Raw genomic sequence first — 21,478 nt, forward strand, 5'->3', positions numbered from 1 at the left:
TAAAAACTTACCTTTTTATCCATTTTGGAAGGATAATAGCCCCGATCAATAGATATGGGTAATAGCTTAATAATCGCCAAAGTAGTGAACAAACAAATGTGTATTCTCGAAGGTACTCTTCAAAAAACACTGGGAAAATAAGTTCCGCAGCGCCTGCATTTCCCGGAGCAGGTGAAACCAGCAGTACTATCCACATGGTTAAATGTCTACCCAATAATAAAGCTTGATCCGCAAAATTTAAATCTGTAAAGCCCCAAATTAATACATTGAGCATGCTGTACTTCAGTATCCAAACGGCATAGGTAATACCTAAAACAGATAACCAAAAGCTAATAGGCTTTCCTTTCAATACTTGCGAAACGAGTACCAAATCATCAGCCTGCTTTGTAACGACAAGCTCCCATTTCTTGAGCCATTTCAAATTCATAACTGCTCCTGTCAACTTTCTAATCCCTTTAGGGAAAAGTAAAACTGCTGAGAGCATAAATGTGGTGTATAGGGCAATTAGCGAATAACTAAGCCAAAATAAGGGCTCAATTCCTTTTCCTAATCGTGCTGAAACTTCCTGGCTCTCTGGTAAAACAGCGCCATTTGAAACTAACAAGGCTATGGGTGAGGCGGTCAGAAAAAACAGATTGTCAAAAGTGGCGAGCAATAATGTAAACGCTAAAGCGGTGCCAAAAGACAGCTTTTCCCGAAACATAATGTAAACCAACACGCCAGTAGCACCAACAATTGGTGGTGTTACCGCAATGGCGAATTCCCAGAGGAAGATAACTCGTATCGCGCTTGACCAAGTAACAGGTTGTTTGGAAATAAACCTGAACCTAGCGGTATTCACAAAGTCTTTAGAAAGTAATATACCTATGCCTACAAGAAGTGCTATGGGGCTTATTTCCTTGATTAGTCCGAGTGTTTCAGCATTTATTCGATCATCCGTAAGAATAAGTGCAACTACTATACCTAAGCCGAGAATTACAGGAATCCAAACACTTCTAATATTGAGGGTTTTAAGTGCCTTCTCAGAATCCATGAGAGATTAATCAACTAATTCTTCTTCAATTCGCTCAATCCAAAAATTATTGAAGCCATCGCCAAGGTGCATTGTGATTTTTCTCATCTGCAGAAGGTCTAAAATGGACAAGAAATTGAAAATAACGACGATTTTTTCGGGTGATAAAGAGATTAGCTCTGTAAAAGATAAACGCGGGGTTTCAATCAGCCTATTCAATACATAGGCCCTTTGCGTAGCAATGGTGTAAGGATACTGCACAACTTTGTGAGTTGGTTTATTTAACTCATACTGATGACGGGAAAGTACTTTTTGGAAAACTTTTAAGAGTTTATACAAATCGATATCCTGAAGCTCTGATTCAACATTGTTTGTTTCCGCCAGCTTCTTCAGCTCTTTCACAACATTGCCGCGCGTTTCCTTTTGAAGCCTATCGCCCTCCATTTGGCTCAATTCTTCAATCACCGACTTATACTTCTTGTATTCGAGCAAGTGCCTAACCAGTTCTTCACGAGGATCTATCTCTTCTCCTGTTTCATCTAGAACAGGCCTTGGCAACAAAAGCTTTGCTTTTATACGCATTAAAGTTGCAGCCACCAGTATAAATTCACTCGCTACTTCCACATTCATTTTTTCCAAATGCTGTAAATAGTCTAAGAAGTCCTTTGTGATTTGGTTTATAGGGATATCATGAATATCCAACTCATCCCTTTGAATAAAGAAAAGTAGCAGGTCGAATGGACCTTCAAAGAGTGGAAGTTTAATCTCGAAACTCAAGGATTATCAAGTCTTTTCAATCAAATATATAGAGAATGGTCAAATCTCTCATTTCGACCCAAAAATATTTTTAATTTTGTAGCAGATAGAAAACAGTGTCAAACATTCAGCGCATATGCGTAGTTGTTTAGGCACTAGTTCAAAGATAGATGTTAATACAGCCCGGCCCACTTCTCTCAAAAATTGATTCTCCAGCAGATTTAAAGGAATTAGACCAAGCGCAACTTGTTGCCGTTTGTGACGAACTCCGTCAATTTATAGTAGATAATGTCTCTGTTTATGGAGGTCATTTTGGTGCTTCGCTAGGCGTTGTAGAATTAACAGTTGCGCTTCATTATATCTTTGACACACCGAAAGATCAGCTAGTATGGGATGTAGGGCACCAAGCCTATGGCCATAAAATCTTAACCGGTAGACGAGATAACTTTCACACGAATCGTATCTATAAAGGACTTTCTGGTTTTCCGAAAAGAAAAGAAAGTGATTATGACACTTTTGGTGTAGGACACTCTTCTACGTCTATTTCAGCTGCACTCGGTATGGCCATGGCCAACCAGTACAAAAAAGATGATAGACAACACATTGCCATTATTGGCGATGGTGCCATGACGGGCGGACTTGCTTTTGAAGGAATGAATCATGCTGGCGTTTCAAACTCCAACTTGATTATCATCCTGAATGATAATTGCATGTCTATAGATCCGAACGTAGGCGCTTTAAAAGACTACTTGACAGATGTAACCACTTCTGGTACTTACAATCGTGTAAAAGATGATGTTTGGAAACTGTTGAGCAAATTCTCAAAGTTTGGGAAGAGTGCTCAAGAGGTAGTTTCTAAAGTTGAAAATTCTATAAAATCGTTGTTGCTAAAACAGAGCAACCTGTTTGAGTCATTAAACTTGAGATATTTTGGCCCAGTGGATGGACATGATGTACATCACTTAACCAATGTGCTGAATGATCTAAAAAATATTCCTGGCCCAAAAATCCTTCACTGTGTTACAGTAAAAGGAAAGGGTTATAAACCTGCTGAAGAAGGAAATGCTACTAAATGGCATGCTCCCGGCAAGTTTGATAAAGTGACAGGTGAGGTATTTAAAAAAATACCTGATGCACCTCAGCCACCCAAATACCAAGATGTTTTCGGCCATACTTTAGTTGAGCTGGCAGAAGAAAACGACAAAATAATGGGTATTACCCCTGCTATGCCTTCTGGTTCTTCCATGAACATTATGATGAAGGCCATGCCTGATCGTGCGTTCGATGTCGGAATAGCAGAACAACATGCAGTTACGTTCTCAGCCGGACTGGCTACACAAGGTTTAATACCTTTCTGTAACATCTACAGTACTTTTATGCAGCGTGCCTTCGACCAAGTTGTGCACGATGTATGTACTCAGAATCTAACAGTGAATTTCTGCTTGGATAGAGCTGGATTTGCTGGAGCTGACGGCCCAACACACCATGGTGCTTATGACATTGCTTATATGCGATGCATTCCGAATATGATTGTTGCTGCTCCTATGAACGAAGCAGAACTAAGAAATTTAATGTACACCGCCCAATTACCTCGCGAAGGTCAAGCATTTACAATTCGGTACCCAAGAGGACAAGGTGTAATGCCTGAATGGAGAACCGACATGCAAAAAGTAGCGATCGGTACGGGTAGAAAGATATCTGATGGTGAAGATGTGGCAATTTTAACTTTAGGCCATATTGGAAACTATGCGATTGATGCCAAAGCAGCACTATCCGATGAAGGCTTAGTTCCTGCTCATTACGACATGAGGTTTGTAAAACCGCTTGATGAAGAGCTTTTACATGATATTTTCAGAAACTTCAAGAAAGTAATTACGGTAGAAGACGGCTGTATTATGGGTGGATTTGGCTCTGCCGTATTAGAGTTTATGGCCGAAAACGGCTATAGTGCTCAAGTGGTAAGACTTGGAATTCCTGATGACTTCATCGAGCATGGAACACAAGAGCAGTTGCACGCCGAATGCGGTTTTGATGCTGAACACATTACCTTGAAAGTGCGTGAAATGGTCGGTGCAAAAACACCGAGCAATACTTCTGCTAATTAAGACTTCTTTTTAAGAGAAAATCTCCTTCTTTCTCCTCTCTGAAACCGAAGGTAAATCAGTGATCCAAATAGTGGAATAAGGAGTAACAACAAGAAACTAAACGCTCTTTTCGAAGTATTCTCGTCACTTTTTAGGAAAACATAAAGTGCATAAACAAGCAGTATAAAATGAGCAATTATTAACACTTGGTATAGTGTTGAGAAGTTGTCCGTTAGTAATGAATCCATTAAGAAGCTTGTTCTATCATTTTAGTCAAATCTCTTTTAGTAAGCACACCCGCTCTATTCTCCAGAATTTTACCATTCTTAAATAAAATAAGCGTTGGAATACTTCTAACCCCAAAACGCTGAGCGATCGGTTGATTTTTATCCACATCGATTTTAATCACCTTGACTTTATCCCCCATTTCTTGGGCGACTTCTTTTAGCACTGGAGCCATCATTTGGCAGGGCCCACACCAATCGGCGTAAAAATCTACTAATACCGGTGTATCTTGATTTATGAGTTGCTCAAACTTTCCTTTCATACCTTAAAAATTATGCATTCTTAAAACCTAAGAATTGTTTTAATTGTTCCCTATTTTCAACAAGCTTTATCAAAGGCAAATCATGAACGAATACGACTTTACCGACCCCATTACATTTATGGCACTAACCGGCCTAATGTTCTTAATGGTCGTATTTAGGTATACGCTCGTAGCAGGCATTTTTTATGTGGTTTTTTACCTAATCAACCCAAAGAGCTTTCAAAGCAGAAAAGTTCATAAACCCACGCAAGACAAGAAGCAGTATCGGCGAGAGGTACTTTGGTCCACTTTAACTTCTTTATTTTTTGCCTTGGCTGGTGCCGGAATGGTAGTTCTTTGGCAAAAAGGGTATACAGCTATTTATGAAGATATTAATGCCTATGATTGGTGGTGGCTACCCATTAGTTTTCTTATTGCCGCATTGATCCACGAAACATATTATTACTGGCTTCACCGATGGATGCACAAGCCTAAAGTCTATAAGTTAATCCACAAGGTTCATCACGATAGCCATATCACCTCCCCATGGACGTCCTTTTCTTTTCACCCAGGTGAAGGCATACTTCAATCGGTGATTATCCCATTAGTAATTCTCTTCTTACCCATGCACTACTGGACTATCGTTACCCTGCTCACCTTTATGACGCTAACCAGTGCAATCAATCATTCTAATGTGGAAATTTACCCCAAAGGATTTCATAAGCACTGGCTGGGTAAATGGATGATCGGAGCCACGCATCATAGCCTGCATCATACGCAGTATCGGTTTAACTTTGGCCTGTATTTTACTTTCTGGGACAAATGGATGAACACCGAAAGCGAAAAGTATCCAACAGACTTTGAGAAGCATACCCAGTAACAAACTAAAATGAAAGCTTCAATATTAATCAGCCTTAGTCTTATATCACAATTACTACTATATAGTTGTAGTCATCCAGTTGGCGAGCAAGCACAAAGGTCATTTTCACTTTCTAAAAGTGAAGTGGCCTTAGATCATGGGAATCTTTTACTAAACAATAGATCTTTCTTTAAAAAAATAGTCGGACTTGATAGTATGTTATTATTTGATGGTAACAGTCTTCAATTTGTACTGTATGACCTTAAAAGTAAAAAACAGATACTGACAATTTCTACACCAAGGGAAGGTCCAGATTTTTTTGACTTTCCATTTATGGATGTAGAAATAGAGGGAAACACACTGTACGTTCTCAGTAAATCCTTCTTTAGCACTTACAATATCTCAGGCAAAAACCTTGTTCGTTTTGGTACAAATGAAATTCACAGCTCTAAATCTAATTATATGACATTCAATTTTCGTCTTGTCCGAAATGATAGTGTCCTATTCAACAGAGTACCAAACCAAGCAGTTTATGGACGAAAAACTTCAACACTAGTTGATTCGACAATTTATTTTTCTTTTAATATTAATAGCGGCTCACATAGCAAGATCAACGTTGTATCACCGCCTGAAACCCTACTTTCTGACGACAGTAGAGGTTATTTCCAAGACTTCTCATTTCATAGTTTCATAATACAAAATGACTCTATTATCTATAATTATCCATTCACCTCAAAAACGTTTATTTATGACAATGCCAACAATAAACACTCTACAAAACAGAATAATTCAGCACTGGTAACGAATATGCGAAAAACAGCTAAGCCTGAGATCATTCCTACCTCTGATTGGGTCAAGTATCTTTACACTGGCCCCAAGTATTCATCAATGACCAGAGATGAGAAGACTAATAATTTTGTCCGAGTTGGCGCTGAATTCCAGTTACAGCCTGACGGAAGTATGTTTAATTCTAAATATCTTATGATCTTTGATAATAATTTGAACATGATTGAAGAATTTGAATTAGACGTAAGAATTATGGAACCACCTCTTGTCACAAATGGTAAGATTTACTTGATGAAAACCGATCAATCCAAAGAAAACGCGTATGAATTTCTTGTCTACGAAATGAAAAGCAATAAGGAACTCCGCTAAAAAACGATTGTAATTCTTTGTAAAAAATAGTATTTGTTTCTAAAAAGAGAATATATTTAATTTGTATAAATCCAAAGGCCAGTCTTAGGTCGTACTTGGATTAAAAACAGGTCTTAAATCTCAAAAGAAACAATTATGAAATTCTTAAAATTAGTATCTATTGCAGTAGTAAGTATCGGACTCAGCTACTCAAGTCCCTCTCATGAAGTAAAACTCAAAACTGATGATGGTGGAGCGGTTAGCTTGCTAACCACCAAGTACGATCAAAAGCGTGCTACAAATAATCATCAACTGGATACTCCTGATGGAGGCAAGCTTACCATATTCACCGTCCATACGAATAAAAGGCAAACAGACATCGTGCTTTCTAAAACCAACCCTGAAGGCAACGAAGAATGGGTGAAATACTATGGTGGTAAGGGATACGATTACGCCAGTGACTTAATCGCTACCCGCGATGGAGGTTATTTAATCTTGGGCGAGACTAGCTCCTATGGTAATGGCAACAATGATATCTATATCGTAAAAATAACCGAACTAGGTGTGAAGCAATGGCAAAACACCTTTGGCGACAGATACAATGAGTACGGCAAATCTGTGCGGGAGACTGAATACGGGTATTATATCTATGGCACCCGTCAAGACTGTAGTGCCGACTCAGACGATCCTACACCCGATTGTCTTACCCTCAATATGATCATAAAAACTGATCAAAAAGGTAAGCAAGTCTATAAAGGAGATGTAGGTAAGTAAAAACAAAAGACCGAAGAGTGCATTTGTACTCTTCGGTCTTCAGTTTTAGCCTCCTAACTTAAGTTACTCGTAGCGTAATGAATCCACAGGATTGGCTCTGGCCGCTCTAGCCGTTTGAAAGCTAACGGTAGCCAATGCTATCAATAGCACTAATACAGCTGGAATAGCGAATAGATACCAGTTCAAGTCGATTCTGAAGGCAAAACCACTTAACCATTCGTTCATGCCGAGATAGGACAAAGGAATAGCCAGTACCACTGCTACGAGGATAAGCTTCAAGAAATCGATAGACAACAACCTCAAAATACTCGGAACTGATGCACCTAGCACTTTTCTAACCCCAATCTCTTTGATTCTTTTGGAAGTCATAAAGGCGGCCAAACCGAATAGCCCTAAGCAGGCAACTAAAATAGCTAGTCCTGAAAAAATTGTAAACACGCTTCCAAATTGACGATCGGCAGCGTATTGTTCTTCAAAACTATCGTCTAAAAAGAAGTATTCGAACGGATTGCCGGGGAAAAACTCCATCCACTTTTCTTCCGCTAATTGTATGACTTGCTGCGTGTTTGCCGCATTATATTTGATGGAGTAATAATTATTCGCATTTGGAATAAGTCTGAAGATTAATTTATCGTAATCCTCTTTTAATGAATTATGATGGTAATCTTCCAACACACCGATAATGGTGTATACATTGCCCCAGAAGAATATTCGTTGATTAAGTGCCGCCTCAGGGCTTTCAAAACCAAAATCCTTCACAGCTGCTCTTGAAAAAAGTATTTTCGATTCCTCATCACCAAAATCTTCAGAGAAGGTTCTTCCAGCTACTAGTTCAAGGTCAAATGTTTCTACATATTCGTAACCAAAGCCAAGTACTCTATACTGTTTTCCTTCGCTATCTGGTGCCCCTTCCCTTCGAATACCTCCTGCATTCCAACCCACTTCTCGACCAGGCACCACAGTACTAACAACTACATTTTCTATGTTGGCATTGGCTTCTAAAACATCATTAAAAGCCGTCAATTTTTCTGAGTAAGTCGAATCCAGAACAAGTGGCCCATTAATCACGAGTGTCTGTTCAATATTTACACCTAAGTCCTGGTTCCTCATGTAAGAAATCTGCTCATAAACGGTATAGGTTCCAATAATTAGTCCTACCGACGCCATAAACTGAAACACAACTAACCCTTTGCGTAGCCATGCACCGCCGGAATTACTCATGCTACCCCCTTTTAAGGTGTCTATTGGTTTGTAGGAGGATAGCACAAATGCTGGATACATACCTGAAAGAAATGTTCCAACAAAAAAGAGAACAATCAAGCCCAGCCAGAAACCTTGCTGAGTAAATAATTCTAAAGTCATGGGCTGGTCGGCGAGCTGAGAAAATCCCGGCAAAACCATTACAACAATACCAAAAGCCAAAGCCACGGCACAAAGATTAATCATTAACGATTCTGTTAAAAACTGTCTAATCAATTGCCCCTTTTGCGAACCTAAGACTTTTCTCAAGCCCACTTCACGTGCACGTTCCATTGACTTTGCCGTGGCAAGATTGATATAATTCACCCAAGCGATCAGTATAATAAAGAATGAAATACCAAGAAGGGCATAAACAGAATCACCATCGCCGTTTACTTCCGCTTCACCAATAAAATTTGAGTACAAGTGAATGTCACGCATTGGCTGAAGTTCGAAATCCATCCAAGTATCGTTATTCCTCATTTCCTCGCCCCATCTCTCATCAATGAACTCGTCGATTTTAGCCGTAAATTCTTCAGGGTCTATCCCTTTCGTCAATTCTATATAATTGAAGTACCCATCCCAATACCACACTGTATTTAAATTCCCATCTTCATCATTGGCCTCTTGATTTGCCCATGAAACCAAAATATCGAATTTAAAGTGTGTGTTGTCAGGTGCGTTGTCAAAGACGGCCGCGATATTTACTGACTGCTCGCGATTAAACATTAGCGATTCTCCCACTACATCAGACCTGCCGAAGTATTTATTAGCCAATGATTCTGATATAGCAATGGTATTCAACTCAGATAAGGCAGTCTCTGGATTGCCATAAAGAATTTTCTTGCCAAAAATTTGAAAGACATCTTGATTAGCGAAATAGATTCGTTCCTCTTTGAACTCGATATCACCCTGAGATAATACCCCACCTGTACGTGTTAAACGCGCATAGCGCTCAACTTCTGGAAATGCCTCATTAAGAATGTGTCCGATCGACACGACTCCACTAGCCCACTCCGTACTCAGTTGACCTTGATTGTAGCGATTAGTTTTAAGTCTATAGACTTGATCTGCCTTTTCGTTGAAATCTTCATAACTCAATTCATAATTGACATATTGAAGAATCAGGAGACTGGCTGAAATGCCCAAAGCAAGACCTGTGATATTAATTAATGAGAATACTCTGTTTTTTAGGAGCGACCTAAACGCGACTTTAAGATTGTTCTTGAACATGACCTGGTTTTGTTGTGATACTTAGTTTTGACCTCTTGGTTACAATTTAATGCAAAAATCACTCGATTATTGTTGGGAGACTGTTAATGACTGATTATCAACCATAAGGATGCATTAAAAATAAAAAACCAGCTAAAAGCTGGTTTAAAATCTTATTCTGGGCGCCTTTTTCTACCGCAATCGCTTCTTCATTAAAAAATTCACTTCTTGACTCACTGCAGTTTGTGCGGCAACATTATCCCTGCCATCACCGATGGGGAGTGTGTATGCAAAGACAAATTCCCACCCTTGTGAGCTCATATAATTAAGCGCATCTACTGCAGAATTAAACTTCTTAACCTTGCCACTATTTTCATCACGTATTCGTGTATCACCACCCCAGAAATTCCTTTCCTGGCCATAATCAAGCCTTATAGACACTTTATTTGAAAGAAATCTAGGCCTAACTCTTACTTGAGCATATACTTCTCTTTGAACTGCAGCAGTATCAACTACTTCCGATTCATAAACGCGTTGACTAAACGCCTGATTGGCGCTGAACAAAAGTGCCAGAACGCCAAGTTTTAATATTATTGATTTCATAATTCTATTGGTTTATAAATGACAGTGAAAAAACGATGCCAATGTTTAGTATCCATAAAATAAAAGAGTCACTCCCGTTGGAGCGACTCCCTTTCACCTAAACACCTGGGTAACTAACTACTCATAGTGAACCTTTCGGCTCCTACACCCAGACTTATCTTAAATTTACCGGGCGGTAAATTGTATTCTTTTTCATTACACAAGTCTACTATTCTTGTGAAGTACTTCAAATTTAGTAGGATTTTTAATTAAATAAAATTTAACAAATCAATAATTTCTAAATCTTTGATGTACTTCTGCCGAATTATGGGCTACAATTCTCAAATCGCCTTTTTTGCTATACAAAGCAAATTTATAGCTTCATACATACATTCTTCTTTTCACTGAAAAAGTCCAATACTTCCCAGCCTCCTTCCCTTCCAAGGCCGCTTTTCTTCACTCCTCCGAAGGGTGTTCTTAGGTCTCTAAACAACCAACAATTTACCCAGACTATGCCTGAATCTAAGCTGTTACTTACTCGGTTTGCGGTTTTTAAATTATTAGTCCAAATCGTAGCTGAAAGGCCATAAACGGTACTATTTGCCATCATTAAGACTTCTTCTTCTGTATCAAAAGGAGTCAATGTAACTACAGGCCCGAAGATTTCTTCTTGGTTTGTCCGACAGTCAAATGGAAGCTGCTCAAACACTGTTGGCGCAATGTAATATCCATTGGATAATTCTCCGTCGAGCTGCACTTGGTAACCTCCAGTTAATACCTGTCCCCCTTCCGCCTTAGCTAATTTAATATAGCCCAATACCTTTTCCATATGCCCTTTAGAAACAACAGCGCCAAGATTAGTCTTTTCATTTGAAGGGTCGCCTACATTAAGACCTTCCACTCTATTGACAAAAGCGTTTTTAAATTTTTCATAAATCGATCGTTCGATAAAAATTCGCGAGCCACAAAGGCAAATCTGGCCTTGATTTGCAAAACTCGAATGTACAGAAGTCTTCAGTGCTTCTTCAAAATCACAATCTGCAAAAATGATATTGGGGTTTTTTCCACCCAGTTCTAAGGATAGCTTTTTAAACATTGGGGCAGCCGTAGCAGCAATTCTCTTTCCTGTTTCTGTACCTCCTGTAAATGATATGGCTTTAATATCGGGGTGTTCTGTTATCGCCTGACCTGCAATTGGTCCATTGCCATGAACAATATTTAGAACGCCTGCTGGTAAGCCTGCCTCTATGCACAATTCTGAAAGCAAGAAGGCCGTCATTGGTGTAACCTCAGAAGGCTTTGCAATTACCGTATTCCCTGCGGCAAGTGCCGGAGCGATCTTCCAGGTAAACAGATATAAAGGTAGGTTCCAAGGCGAAATACAACCAACGACACCGATCGGCGTGCGTAAAGTAATATTTATAGCTTGCCCATCGGACTGATGTGAATCTGAAGATTCATGTAAAATAGATGTGGCGAAAAACCTAAAATTGGCCGAAGCCCTGGGTATATCTACTCTGCTAGCCAGTTTTATTGGCTTGCCATTGTCTTTAGATTCTGCAGCCGCTAGTCGATCATGATTTTTGTCAATTAAGTCAGCAATTTTAAGCAGAATGTCAGAGCGATATGCTCGGCTTGTAGCCGACCAAGACGGAAACGCGTCCGAAGCTGCGTCTACTGCTGCCTGAACATCAGCTTCCTTCGAATCAGGAATCGTACTATAAACTTTACCTATAGCTGGGTTATAATTATCGAATGACCCACCTCCATGTGCGTCAACTAATTCCCCATTGATATAATTGCGAATGATTTCCATGTTTATTTCCAATTTGAGGCGATAAATCTTTCTGCATTTTGATGGGCCAATGCAGACAATTGTGATTCTGTTAAATTATCAGACAGTTCTTCTAAAATCCCTTGATACTTCGTAGCATTTTCGTGTTGCGGAAAATAGTATGGGAGTCTTGCAGGGTCTGGAAAATCTCCCGTATAGAAGAAATCGGCACCAAAAGCCATGGCTTCTTTTCCACCCGAAAGACCAAAACCATAATTAATATGATCTAAAAGCGCTTCTGGGCTATCATTATTTAAGAAAGCTCTTAAAAAATTCACTCCGATTAGACCTTTTCTATCCACTATTTCTTGCGCATTTTCTCTTGTTAAATTACGCGGGTGATCCCATATATCTCTAAAATTCGAATGGCTTGCGATAACTGGCACCTCTAAACCACTTTTATAAGTATAGTCAAGAATATCGTGGGCTAAGGCATCCGAAGTATGCGATAAATCAATAGCAATTTGTTTACCGGACATATAGTCTAATAATGCCTCGCCATCTTTCTTTAAACCAGCAGTAGCATAGTTTCCTCCACCAAATCTATTTTCAGCATGATGAGTAAAACTGATGTAAAACAGTCTGCCCACATTTTCAAGAATCGTTTCTAGATTTTTAAAGGCATTGTCTAGTGGTTCTTCCTCATTGCATAGGCCCGAAGCACTTTCTAAAGAAGCGACCATTCCTACACCTTTTTCAGTAGGTTTAAATTCTGCATCAGCCTGATAAAAACTATCGGCATAATCGTCTAATAAATTCTTATAAATAACTGACTGTATTATGCCTTTTTGAGAGCTCTCTGCTTCTACTGCCGTATAAATAGCCATTACTTGCAAAGCCACATTGCCCTCTTGTAAATAAGGAAGGCCAGCACCAAAAGCTGTTCCGTCAGCTCGTGCGTCAGGGTTCATTAATAAATAAACCAACAAGTCGCAGTGCAAATCAATAATTGGGAAATTTCGCATAAATTATAAGCTTCCTGTCCTTCCACCATCTACTGGCAAATTGACTCCATTGATGTAAGAGGCGGCCGGGGCACATAAAAAGGCCGCTGCGGCTGCAACTTCCTTTGCCTCCGCAAAACGATTGGCTGGGACACTGGATCTCATGGCTTGCTCTACTTCAGCTATACTTTTGCCTGTCTTGTTTGCTTTGTTTTCTATGATTGAACTGAGTCTTTGTGTTGCTGTAGCACCAGGCAAAACATTATTAACAGTAATACCAAACTGACCTAATTCATTGGCCAGCGTTTTAGACCAATTGGCAACGGCGCCTCTAATCGTATTGGATACACCCAATCCATTAAGGGGTATTTTCACTGATGTACTAATGATGTTCACAATTCTGCCAAAACCTGCCGTCTTCATTCCTGGAGAAAGCGCTTGGGCTAATATTTGATTGCAAATAAGGTGTTGATTAAAAGCAATTCTAAATTCATCAATCCCTGCGTCTATTGCCTGCCCACCGGGAGGACCTCCCGTATTATTAATCAATATTTGATATTGATTTCCTTGCTCAAGGTGATCGGAAACAAGTTGGTTTAGTGAATCTGGTTTAGAAAAATCAGCTACTAAAATCTGGTGCATTTGGCCATCGGTAGTTGACAAATCAGTCTTTACCGATTCAAGCGATTTCTCATTCCGAGCGCATAAAGTAATATTGGCCCCCAAAGCCGCTAATTCTTCTGCAATTGCTCTACCTATCCCTTGTGTACTACCACAAACGAAGGCATTCTTTCCTTTTAAATTTAAATCCATAGGTTTAAGCGTATCAATCAAAGTTATGAAAATCGAAGAGAGTCCTATGGCGAATTTCCCTAAATTAGAGGCTAGTTAAATAGAAGGAAAATGGGCATTAGGAAACCTTTCAACTTAAATAAATGGATCGAGGAGAATCGCGATTTATTGAAACCACCTGTCGGAAACAAGAATCTTTATCCAGAGGGCACCGACTATATTGTAATGATAGTAGCCGGTCCAAATGCACGTAAAGATTATCATTATAACGAAACCGAGGAGCTTTTTTATCAGCTTGAAGGTGAAATAACCGTTAGAATTCAGGAAAACGGAAAAGCTGTCGATATTAATTTAGGCCCAGGAGACATGTACCTCCACCCACCTAAAGTACCGCACTCACCCATGCGGAAAGAAGGCTCAATTGGACTTGTGATAGAACGCGTTAGAAATGCAAACCATACGGATGGCTTAATGTGGTTCTGCGACAAGTGCAACGACAAGCTTCACGATACCTATTTTCCTTTAACAAATATTGAAAAAGACTTTCTTCCAAGGTTCAAAGCGTTCTACGCCTCAGAAGAATTACGAACATGCAAAAACTGTGGCTATACGATGGAAAGTGACCCACGATTTGTGGAATAAGTCTGGTTATTGGACATTGGTCACCAGATATTGGTCAATTTTGACTATCTCTTAATACACACAGCTTATGAAACTCGAAGAACTGAGAATATACCAGCGCGCCAATGAAATCTCTGACGAGATATGGCAATTAGTCACAAAAATGAGCTACTTCGAAAAAGATACCATCGGCAAACAGCTGGCAAGAAGTGCCGATTCTATAAGTGCAAATATAGCAGAAGGTTATGGTAGGTTTTTCTATAAAGAAAATAGACAATTTTGCTTTTATTCTCGAGGTTCTTTAACAGAAACCCAGAACTGGTTAGGTAAATGTAACCGAAGACAGATCATTGATGTGGTCATATATGAAAAACTGAACGAACAACTGAATGACTTACACAAATCGTTAAACGCATATATTAAAACTCTTGGAAAAGCTGCAAGTGACAATTGACAACTTAGCAAATGACTAAATTAAAAATCGACATGCATACTCATATTATACCCGAGCATCTGCCAAAATGGACAGATAAGTTCGGATATGGTGAGTTCATTCATCTGCATCATCACAAAGAAGGGGCTGCCATGATGATGAAGGGGTCAAAATTCTTTAGAGAAATTCAAGCCAACTGCTGGCATCCGGAATTAAGGATAGAAGAATATGCAACTCACGGTACGCAGGTGCAAGTGGTGAGCACCATTCCGGTGATGTTCTCCTATGATGCTAAGCCAAAAGATGCATTAGAGGTTTCGCAGTATTTGAACGACCATATTGCGGACCTCTGCAATAAGTATCCAAAGAACTACATAGGATTGGCAACAATTCCAATGCAGGATGAAGAGTTGGCCATCCAAGAACTTGAGCGATGTAAAAACGAGCTGAACCTTCCAGGTATTCAAATTGGCTCAAACATCAATGATAAAAACCTGAGCAGCCCTCGCTTTTTTCCAATTTTTGAAGCTTGCGAGCGGTTAGGTATGGCCATTATGATTCACCCGTGGAATATGATGGGATTTCATAGCATGGAAAAATACTGGCTTCCATGGCTTGTAGGTATGCCAGCCGAAACCTCACGTGCAGCGTGCTCACTTATATTTGGGGGCGTGCTAGAAAGGCTGCCAGACTTGCGCGTTAACTTTTCTCATGCCGGAGGCTCATTTCTTCCTACCCTTGGTAGGGTAGAACATGGATTTAATTGCAGACCAGACTTAGTCGCCATTGACAACCCCATCAACCCCAGAGAATACGTTGGTAAGTTTTGGATTGATTGCATTACCCACGATCCGCATTTATTGAAATACGTTTTGGAAATGCAGGGTTCTAAAAGAATTACCTTAGGATCGGATTACCCTTTCCCTTTAGGTGACCTAGAAATAGGCGCTTACATTGAAGAAATGGGGCTTTCTAATGAAATAGTTGAGGATATTTTTTGTAACGCCACTTTGGAATGGCTCGACCTTCCTTTGAGCAAATTTGAATAATGAGAAACACCGCGATTACCTATATGGACTCCCCCTTAGGGAGGATAAAAATTATTGGGGATGCTGATGCCATTAAAATGGTCAGCTTTATAGACCGAGAAGAAAGGGAAACTGAAGGCGTACTGCCCTTAACGGTTAGAAATTGTAAAAAGCAGTTGAAAGAGTATTTCGCTGGAAAAAGGAAGGAATTTAATATTCCAGTTGATCCTGAAGGCACCGAATTTCAGAAAGAAGTTTGGCAGAGCCTTTTAACAATTCCTTTCGGAAAAACTTCTACCTACGCTAAACAATCCACAAAACTAGGCGATATAAAGAAAATAAGAGCAGTTGGCTCGGCAAACGGTAAGAACCCTATCGCTGTGATTATTCCGTGTCATAGAGTTATAGGAACGGATGGCAGTTTAACAGGCTATGCCGGAGGATTAGATAAAAAAGAATGGCTTTTGAGGCATGAAAAAAGCATGCCAGGCCAGAACCAAACTAGTATGTTTTAATGAATTTCGAAAACAGTCTTTCATTCGCAAAAACTCTTGATGAACAAGATCCTTTAAAGTCCTGCAGAGACTTATTTCACATTCCGAAAGTGAATGGTAAAGAAGCTTTCTATTTCACAGGCAACTCGCTAGGGCTTCAACCTAAAACAGCACGATCTTTTGTGGAACAAGAAATGAAGGATTGGGAAATGTATGGGGTTGAAGGACACTTCAAGGATAGCAAAAGGCCTTGGATGCATTATCACAAATTCCTTAAAGATTCATTGGCCAAAATTGTCGGTGCCAAACCTATCGAGGTAGTTTCCATGAATCAATTAACGGTGAATCTTCATCTACTAATGGTCTCCTTTTATAGACCCTCAAAAGATAGATTTAAGGTTATCGCCGAAGCCGGAGCCTTTCCCTCCGACCAGTATATGTTTGAGACCCAAATCAAACATCACGGCTTAAACCCTGACGAAACCTTAGTTGAATTAAAACCGAGATCGGGTGAACATAACCTAAGAACAGAAGACATACTTAGTGCAATTGACGACGCTGGAGATGAATTGGCACTGGTTCTATTAAGTGGGGTTCAATACTATACAGGTCAACTTTTCGACATTGAAAAGATCACCAAAAAAGGGCAAGAAGCAGGTGCCAAAGTGGGCTGGGACTTAGCCCATGCCATGGGTAACGTGCCGCTTTCTCTACACGAATGGGGAGTAGACTTTGCTACGTGGTGTAGCTATAAATATTTGAATAGTGGCCCGGGAAATGTTTCTGGAATTTTCGTTCATGAGCGATACGCAAATGATGCAACCCTTCCTCGCTTTGCTGGCTGGTGGGGTCAAGAAGAATCTACTCGTTTCGAAATGACAAAGGGTTTTATACCGATGTCTGGCGCAGACGGCTGGCAACTAAGCAATGTAAATGTATTGTCAAGTGCGGCACACTTAGCCGCTTTAGAAATCTTCGATAAAGTTGGTATAAAAGCACTCCGTGAAAAGAGTCTAATGCTTACCGGATACATGGAATTTTTAGTGAATGAGCTAAGTGGCAACGACAATATCTTCGAAGTCATTACGCCTAAAGATCCCGCAAGTCGAGGTTGTCAATTGTCTATATTCTGCCACAAAAATGGCAAGATGCTTTTTGACGCACTATCCGCTGAAGGTGTAATTTCAGATTGGCGAGAACCGAACGTGATAAGAGTGGCGCCTGTGCCGCTATATAACTCATTCGAAGACGTATACCACTTTGCAAGAATCCTCAGACAGCATATCGAAAAAATTTAAGCATGGATAAAGCGCAACAAAAAATCAGTATCCTAGGTGCCGGCCTTGTCGGATCGCTACTCTCTATATCCCTTGCGAAAAGAGGGTATAACGTAACAATTTTTGAAAGAAGACCTGACATGCGCAAGGCAGGTGCTATCGGCGGGCGATCGATCAATTTGGCCCTAAGCCATAGGGGTCTGAAAGCGCTTGAGAACGTCGGTCTTAAAGATAAAATACAAGAAAGTTGTATTCCGATGCCAGGTCGAATGATCCACGACGTGGAAGGCAATTTAGACTTCCAGCCTTATGGAAAAGAAGGCGAGTTTATTAACTCCGTATCAAGAGGTGGACTAAACTGGCTGCTTATGAATGAGGCCGAAGCCAACGGTGTTCAAATAATGTTTGAACATAAATGTATTGACGTTGATTTTAACACAGCCACTTCTGTTTTTGACAATGGCAATACTGCAGAGGCAGACTTCCTTTTTGGTGGAGATGGGGCATTTTCAGCGCTAAGAAACGCAATGCAAAAAACAGATCGTTTTAATTTTTCACAAGAATACATTTCTGCCGGATATAAAGAATTGACAATGCCTGCAACGGCGAATGGTGATTATGCAATTGATCCAAGCGCGCTCCATATTTGGCCAAGAGGTGAATACATGTTGATTGCCTTACCAAACTTGGACAAAAGCTTCACTTGTACCCTATTCTTCCCGTTTGAAGGTAAAACTAGCTTTGAATCTATTCGAACTGAGGCCGATGTGGAGGTCTTTTTCCATGAGAAATTCAAAGATGCAGTCCCGCACTTACCTAATCTGAAAAAGGAGTTCTTAGAGAACCCAACCTCAAGCTTAATTACAGTGCGTTGCGACCCATGGGTAAAAGGAAAAACGGCTCTGATTGGAGACTCAGCTCATGCCATAGTTCCATTCTATGGTCAAGGCATGAACTCCGGGTTTGAGGATTGTCATGTCTTTGATCAACTCCTTGAAAAACACGGTAAAATCAATGATGATCTCCTTAAAGAATATCAAGCACTTAGGATTCCCGATGGTAATGCAATAGCAGATCTGGCTTTATACAACTTCATAGAAATGCGTGATAAAGTAGCAGATGAGAAGTTCGTGTTACAAAAGAAAATTGAAAAGAAGCTAAACCAGCTTTATCCAGAAAAATGGATACCGCTATATTCAATGGTCACTTTTAGCGATCTCCGCTACTCGGAAGCCATTGCACGGGGCAATAAGCAACAAGCCATTATGGACGATGTACTTTCCAGACCAGCCATAGAAAAGGATTGGAAAAATTTAGATTTTGAGGCTATCATTGATGAAGTTCATCAATAATTCAACTCTCGGTCATGGTTAGAATAATCGCACTTTCAATTGTACTTATTTGCTTAACCCTCAATATTTCACTTGCCCAGAGTGTTTATATGAGGCCAGATCAAAATGGTTTTTCAGTAGGAATAGGCCAAGCTAGTTCAGACTTTGTAGCCAACAAAATCTACTCTGCATCTGCAATTTTTACAAGCGGTGGTCGGTTCGATTATGGGCTCATTTACAGTACTTTCGACAACCCACCTATTTTCGGGTTTGGTTCTCGTATTGATACATTCACTCCTACTATCAATTATCTGTTAGTTAAGACTGAGAATGGCACAAACATAGGTGCTACTGTTGGTTACAATTTTGCTCTAAACACCGTCGATGTAAACGACTTTGTTCTTGGTGCAAGCCTTTCAAAACGGATTGGAGATATTAATAAATTCAACGTACTGCCATTCTTTGCCGTTTCTGCTACCAATGGAAATACAGCCTCTTCTCTTGGTATTAGTTTGGTGCTGCCCGGGAAAAATTATTTGATTGTTTCTCCCAGTTTTGTAACCTCGGAAGCCACTACAAACTTTAGTATAGAACTTGGGTATATTTTCGCAAAAGATAAAAGTGCGAACTAAAGCATGGCTTTTTGCTGAGTATAAATTCGTGGTGATACGCCTTTCAAACTTTTGAACCTTCTGTTAAAATTACTGAGATTGTTAAAGCCGCAGTCAAAAGCAATTTGAGCAATTGGTTTTGAGCGATCTGAAAGCATTTTACATGCCTGCCCTATCCTATACTCATTCAGGAAATCGAGATAGGTTTTTCTAGTATGCTGTTTAAAGTATCGGCAAAAAGCAGTCTTCGTTAAATTGGATAGAGCAGCCACTTCTTCCAATTGTATTGGCCTAGCATACTCCTTGATTGTGAAGTTGAATATATCATTGAGTCGCTTCCCTTCAATGTCGCTCACTCTTTTGGCAGGAATATGTTGCGAAAGAAACTCATACTTTTCAGCATACATTAATTTCTTCAATACCTTGAGCAATGCGATAATTCTATCCATTCCATCGGCTTGAAACAACGCTCTTATGTTGTCCCTAATTGGCATCAATTCCAAGCCTGTAAACTTTATTCCCCTATCTAGTTTGCTGATAAATGCAGCCAAATCTCTTGCCTCAGGCAACTCGAGAAAAGCCTTGCCTAAAGTATTTTCATCAAAGAAAAAGGTGAGCGCCTTAGCAGAGTTGGAAATGCTTTGATTGTAGAACAACTTATCATTCCTAAAAACATGAGGAGCATTGGCACCAATCACAAAGACATCCCCAGGTATAAAACTTCCTAAATAATCTCCATGAATAAGTGTCCCGTAACTCTTCTCAATTAAAGTAACCTGAATTTCAGGATGTTGATGCAGTGTATCATAGAAGTAAGGTTCTTCATCTAGTTGAGTGTGAAATGAATTCTGTTCTGTTTTTGGAATTTTAAAAGGTAAGGCCTTCACTAGTATTATATAATCATATATTGATCACTAATTTAATTATTAATGATAATATCTTATTAGTATTCGTAAATATCTGATTAATAAGTCTAGATCAACCCACGTACTTTTGAGTAATTAATCAGAGAATCATCATGAAAGTACAATGGGAAGGGGTTTACCCCGCAGTCACCACAAAATTTACCGCAGACGATCAGCTCGACCTTGAGATGTTCGAAACAAACATTCAGGCGCAATTGGCAGCTGGAGTAGACGGAATTATTCTTGGAGGAACGTTAGGTGAAGCTAGTTCACTCATGGAAGATGAAAAGGATACGTTAGTAAAAACAGCCACCGACATTTGTAACGGACGAGTTCCTGTGGTAATGAATATTGCAGAGCAAACCACCAAAGGAGCGATATTAGCGGCCGAAAAGGCACAAAAAAATGGCGCTAGCGGACTGATGATGCTCCCTCCCATGCGATATAAAGCAGATGATTTAGAAACGGTAACTTATTTTAAGGCTGTAGCTAATTCAACAGACTTACCTATTATGGTCTACAATAACCCAGTAGATTATAAAATTGAAGTGACCTTAGATATGTTTGAGGAGTTGATCGAATGTGAGAATATCCAAGCAGTGAAAGAGTCTACCAGAGATATTTCGAACATCACTAGATTAATCAATCGCTTTGGAGATCGCATTAAAATTCTTTCTGGTGTAGATACACTGGCGCTTGAAAGCCTTTTTATGGGTGCTGGTGGTTGGGTAGCCGGTTTGGTATGTGCTTTCCCAAGAGAAACCGTAGCCATTTATAGACTAAGAAAAGCAGGCAGATATGATGAAGCGCTTGAAATTTACAGGTGGTTTTTACCGCTTCTGGAATTGGATATTAATGCCAAACTTGTTCAAAACATTAAGCTTGCGGAAGTTGCCACTGGAATTGGTACCGAACATGTAAGAGCGCCAAGATTGCCGCTTTATGGCGATGAAAGAGCGCACGTTTTGCGTATTATTGAAGAAGGGCTAGCCACTAGACCTACTTTACCAGACTACTTAAATCTATAACA

The 21,478-nt window shown here is 39.9% G+C and carries 22 protein-coding genes; 12 read left to right on the plus strand and 10 right to left on the minus strand.

The annotated features are described in order from the left end of the window. Window positions 1-7: 7 nt before the first annotated feature. Entirely contained in the window at window positions 8-1,033 is a 1,026-nt protein-coding gene (locus JXQ92_RS15815) for a TIGR00374 family protein (RefSeq protein WP_421987608.1), read from the minus strand. A gap of 6 nt (window positions 1,034-1,039) precedes the next feature. Continuing rightward, window positions 1,040-1,789 carry a segregation and condensation protein A gene (locus JXQ92_RS15820; protein WP_421987609.1) on the minus strand — a complete coding sequence of 250 codons (750 nt, stop codon included), beginning with the start codon at window positions 1,787-1,789 and terminating at the stop codon, window positions 1,040-1,042. A gap of 149 nt (window positions 1,790-1,938) precedes the next feature. On the opposite strand from JXQ92_RS15820, the gene dxs reads away from it, so the two are divergent. Continuing rightward, a complete protein-coding gene (dxs, locus tag JXQ92_RS15825; protein WP_421987610.1) occupies window positions 1,939-3,873 on the plus strand; it encodes a 1-deoxy-D-xylulose-5-phosphate synthase in 1,935 nt (644 codons plus the stop codon). Here dxs and JXQ92_RS15830 read toward each other — a convergent pair. Both JXQ92_RS15830 and trxA read right to left on the minus strand, forming a co-directional pair. Beyond that, window positions 3,870-4,100 (minus strand): PLDc N-terminal domain-containing protein, encoded by a 231-nt coding sequence (locus JXQ92_RS15830; protein WP_421987611.1) that lies wholly within the window; start codon window positions 4,098-4,100, stop codon window positions 3,870-3,872. The genes dxs and JXQ92_RS15830 overlap by 4 nt on opposite strands. Further along, window positions 4,100-4,399: a thioredoxin gene (trxA, locus tag JXQ92_RS15835; RefSeq protein ID WP_421987612.1), complete on the minus strand. Its 300-nt coding sequence runs from the start codon at window positions 4,397-4,399 to the stop codon at window positions 4,100-4,102. Before trxA ends, JXQ92_RS15830 begins: the two co-directional genes overlap by 1 nt. An 82-nt stretch (window positions 4,400-4,481) precedes the next feature. Here trxA and JXQ92_RS15840 point away from each other — a divergent pair, with 82 nt between their 5' ends. The 3 genes from JXQ92_RS15840 to JXQ92_RS15850 all read left to right on the plus strand — a co-directional run bounded on the left by JXQ92_RS15840 (window position 4,482) and on the right by JXQ92_RS15850 (window position 7,145). Beyond that, window positions 4,482-5,258, plus strand: a complete 777-nt coding sequence (locus JXQ92_RS15840) for a sterol desaturase family protein (protein ID WP_421987613.1) — start codon at window positions 4,482-4,484, stop codon at window positions 5,256-5,258. A 9-nt stretch (window positions 5,259-5,267) separates the two neighbouring features. After that, window positions 5,268-6,392, plus strand: coding sequence for a hypothetical protein (locus JXQ92_RS15845; RefSeq protein WP_421987614.1), 1,125 nt, complete (start codon window positions 5,268-5,270; stop codon window positions 6,390-6,392). Between the two features lie 135 nt (window positions 6,393-6,527). Further along, complete coding sequence (locus JXQ92_RS15850) at window positions 6,528-7,145, plus strand: hypothetical protein (RefSeq protein ID WP_421987615.1); 618 nt, start codon at window positions 6,528-6,530, stop codon at window positions 7,143-7,145. A gap of 63 nt (window positions 7,146-7,208) precedes the next feature. Here JXQ92_RS15850 and JXQ92_RS15855 read toward each other — a convergent pair whose 3' ends face one another. The 5 genes from JXQ92_RS15855 to JXQ92_RS15875 all read right to left on the minus strand — a co-directional run bounded on the left by JXQ92_RS15855 (window position 7,209) and on the right by JXQ92_RS15875 (window position 13,769). Further along, window positions 7,209-9,617, minus strand: coding sequence for an ABC transporter permease (locus tag JXQ92_RS15855; protein WP_421987616.1), 2,409 nt, complete (start codon window positions 9,615-9,617; stop codon window positions 7,209-7,211). 171 nt (window positions 9,618-9,788) lie between these two features. Next, entirely contained in the window at window positions 9,789-10,199 is a 411-nt protein-coding gene (locus JXQ92_RS15860; protein WP_421987617.1) for a hypothetical protein, read from the minus strand. Between the two features lie 352 nt (window positions 10,200-10,551). After that, window positions 10,552-11,994 carry an aldehyde dehydrogenase gene (locus JXQ92_RS15865; protein WP_421987618.1) on the minus strand — a complete coding sequence of 481 codons (1,443 nt, stop codon included), beginning with the start codon at window positions 11,992-11,994 and terminating at the stop codon, window positions 10,552-10,554. 2 nt (window positions 11,995-11,996) lie between these two features. Beyond that, window positions 11,997-12,977, minus strand: a complete 981-nt coding sequence (locus JXQ92_RS15870) for a dipeptidase (RefSeq protein ID WP_421987619.1) — start codon at window positions 12,975-12,977, stop codon at window positions 11,997-11,999. 3 nt (window positions 12,978-12,980) lie between these two features. Continuing rightward, window positions 12,981-13,769: an SDR family oxidoreductase gene (locus JXQ92_RS15875; protein ID WP_421987620.1), complete on the minus strand. Its 789-nt coding sequence runs from the start codon at window positions 13,767-13,769 to the stop codon at window positions 12,981-12,983. Window positions 13,770-13,859: 90 nt separating this feature from the next. On the opposite strand from JXQ92_RS15875, the gene JXQ92_RS15880 reads away from it, so the two are divergent. From JXQ92_RS15880 to JXQ92_RS15910, 7 genes are all read left to right on the plus strand, one after another. Next, window positions 13,860-14,390 (plus strand): 3-hydroxyanthranilate 3,4-dioxygenase, encoded by a 531-nt coding sequence (locus JXQ92_RS15880; RefSeq protein WP_421987621.1) that lies wholly within the window; start codon window positions 13,860-13,862, stop codon window positions 14,388-14,390. Window positions 14,391-14,457: 67 nt separating this feature from the next. Continuing rightward, window positions 14,458-14,823, plus strand: a complete 366-nt coding sequence (locus JXQ92_RS15885; protein WP_421987622.1) for a four helix bundle protein — start codon at window positions 14,458-14,460, stop codon at window positions 14,821-14,823. An 11-nt stretch (window positions 14,824-14,834) separates the two neighbouring features. Continuing rightward, window positions 14,835-15,851, plus strand: coding sequence for an amidohydrolase family protein (locus tag JXQ92_RS15890; protein WP_421987623.1), 1,017 nt, complete (start codon window positions 14,835-14,837; stop codon window positions 15,849-15,851). After that, window positions 15,851-16,345, plus strand: coding sequence for a methylated-DNA--[protein]-cysteine S-methyltransferase (locus JXQ92_RS15895; RefSeq protein WP_421987624.1), 495 nt, complete (start codon window positions 15,851-15,853; stop codon window positions 16,343-16,345). Before JXQ92_RS15890 ends, JXQ92_RS15895 begins: the two co-directional genes overlap by 1 nt. Continuing rightward, entirely contained in the window at window positions 16,345-17,622 is a 1,278-nt protein-coding gene (kynU, locus tag JXQ92_RS15900) for a kynureninase (protein ID WP_421987625.1), read from the plus strand. The genes JXQ92_RS15895 and kynU overlap by 1 nt, the downstream gene beginning before the upstream one ends. A gap of 2 nt (window positions 17,623-17,624) precedes the next feature. Then, entirely contained in the window at window positions 17,625-18,953 is a 1,329-nt protein-coding gene (locus JXQ92_RS15905; protein ID WP_421987626.1) for an FAD-dependent oxidoreductase, read from the plus strand. Window positions 18,954-18,967: 14 nt separating this feature from the next. After that, the gene (locus JXQ92_RS15910) at window positions 18,968-19,564 is read left to right on the plus strand and encodes a hypothetical protein (RefSeq protein ID WP_421987627.1); all 597 of its coding nucleotides are present in this window, start codon (window positions 18,968-18,970) and stop codon (window positions 19,562-19,564) included. On the opposite strand, the gene JXQ92_RS15915 is transcribed toward JXQ92_RS15910, so the two are convergent. After that, on the minus strand, window positions 19,561-20,430 hold the full coding sequence (locus tag JXQ92_RS15915; RefSeq protein WP_421987628.1) for an AraC family transcriptional regulator: 870 nt from the start codon (window positions 20,428-20,430) through the stop codon (window positions 19,561-19,563). The two genes, JXQ92_RS15910 and JXQ92_RS15915, sit on opposite strands and share 4 nt — an antisense overlap. A gap of 131 nt (window positions 20,431-20,561) precedes the next feature. Here JXQ92_RS15915 and JXQ92_RS15920 point away from each other — a divergent pair, with 131 nt between their 5' ends. Beyond that, window positions 20,562-21,476, plus strand: a complete 915-nt coding sequence (locus JXQ92_RS15920; RefSeq protein ID WP_421987629.1) for a dihydrodipicolinate synthase family protein — start codon at window positions 20,562-20,564, stop codon at window positions 21,474-21,476. Window positions 21,477-21,478: the final 2 nt, after the last annotated feature.

The sequence above is a fragment of the Roseivirga sp. genome, from assembly GCF_049099775.1.
In the GTDB taxonomy this organism is placed as follows: Bacteria; Bacteroidota; Bacteroidia; order Cytophagales; family Cyclobacteriaceae; genus Roseivirga.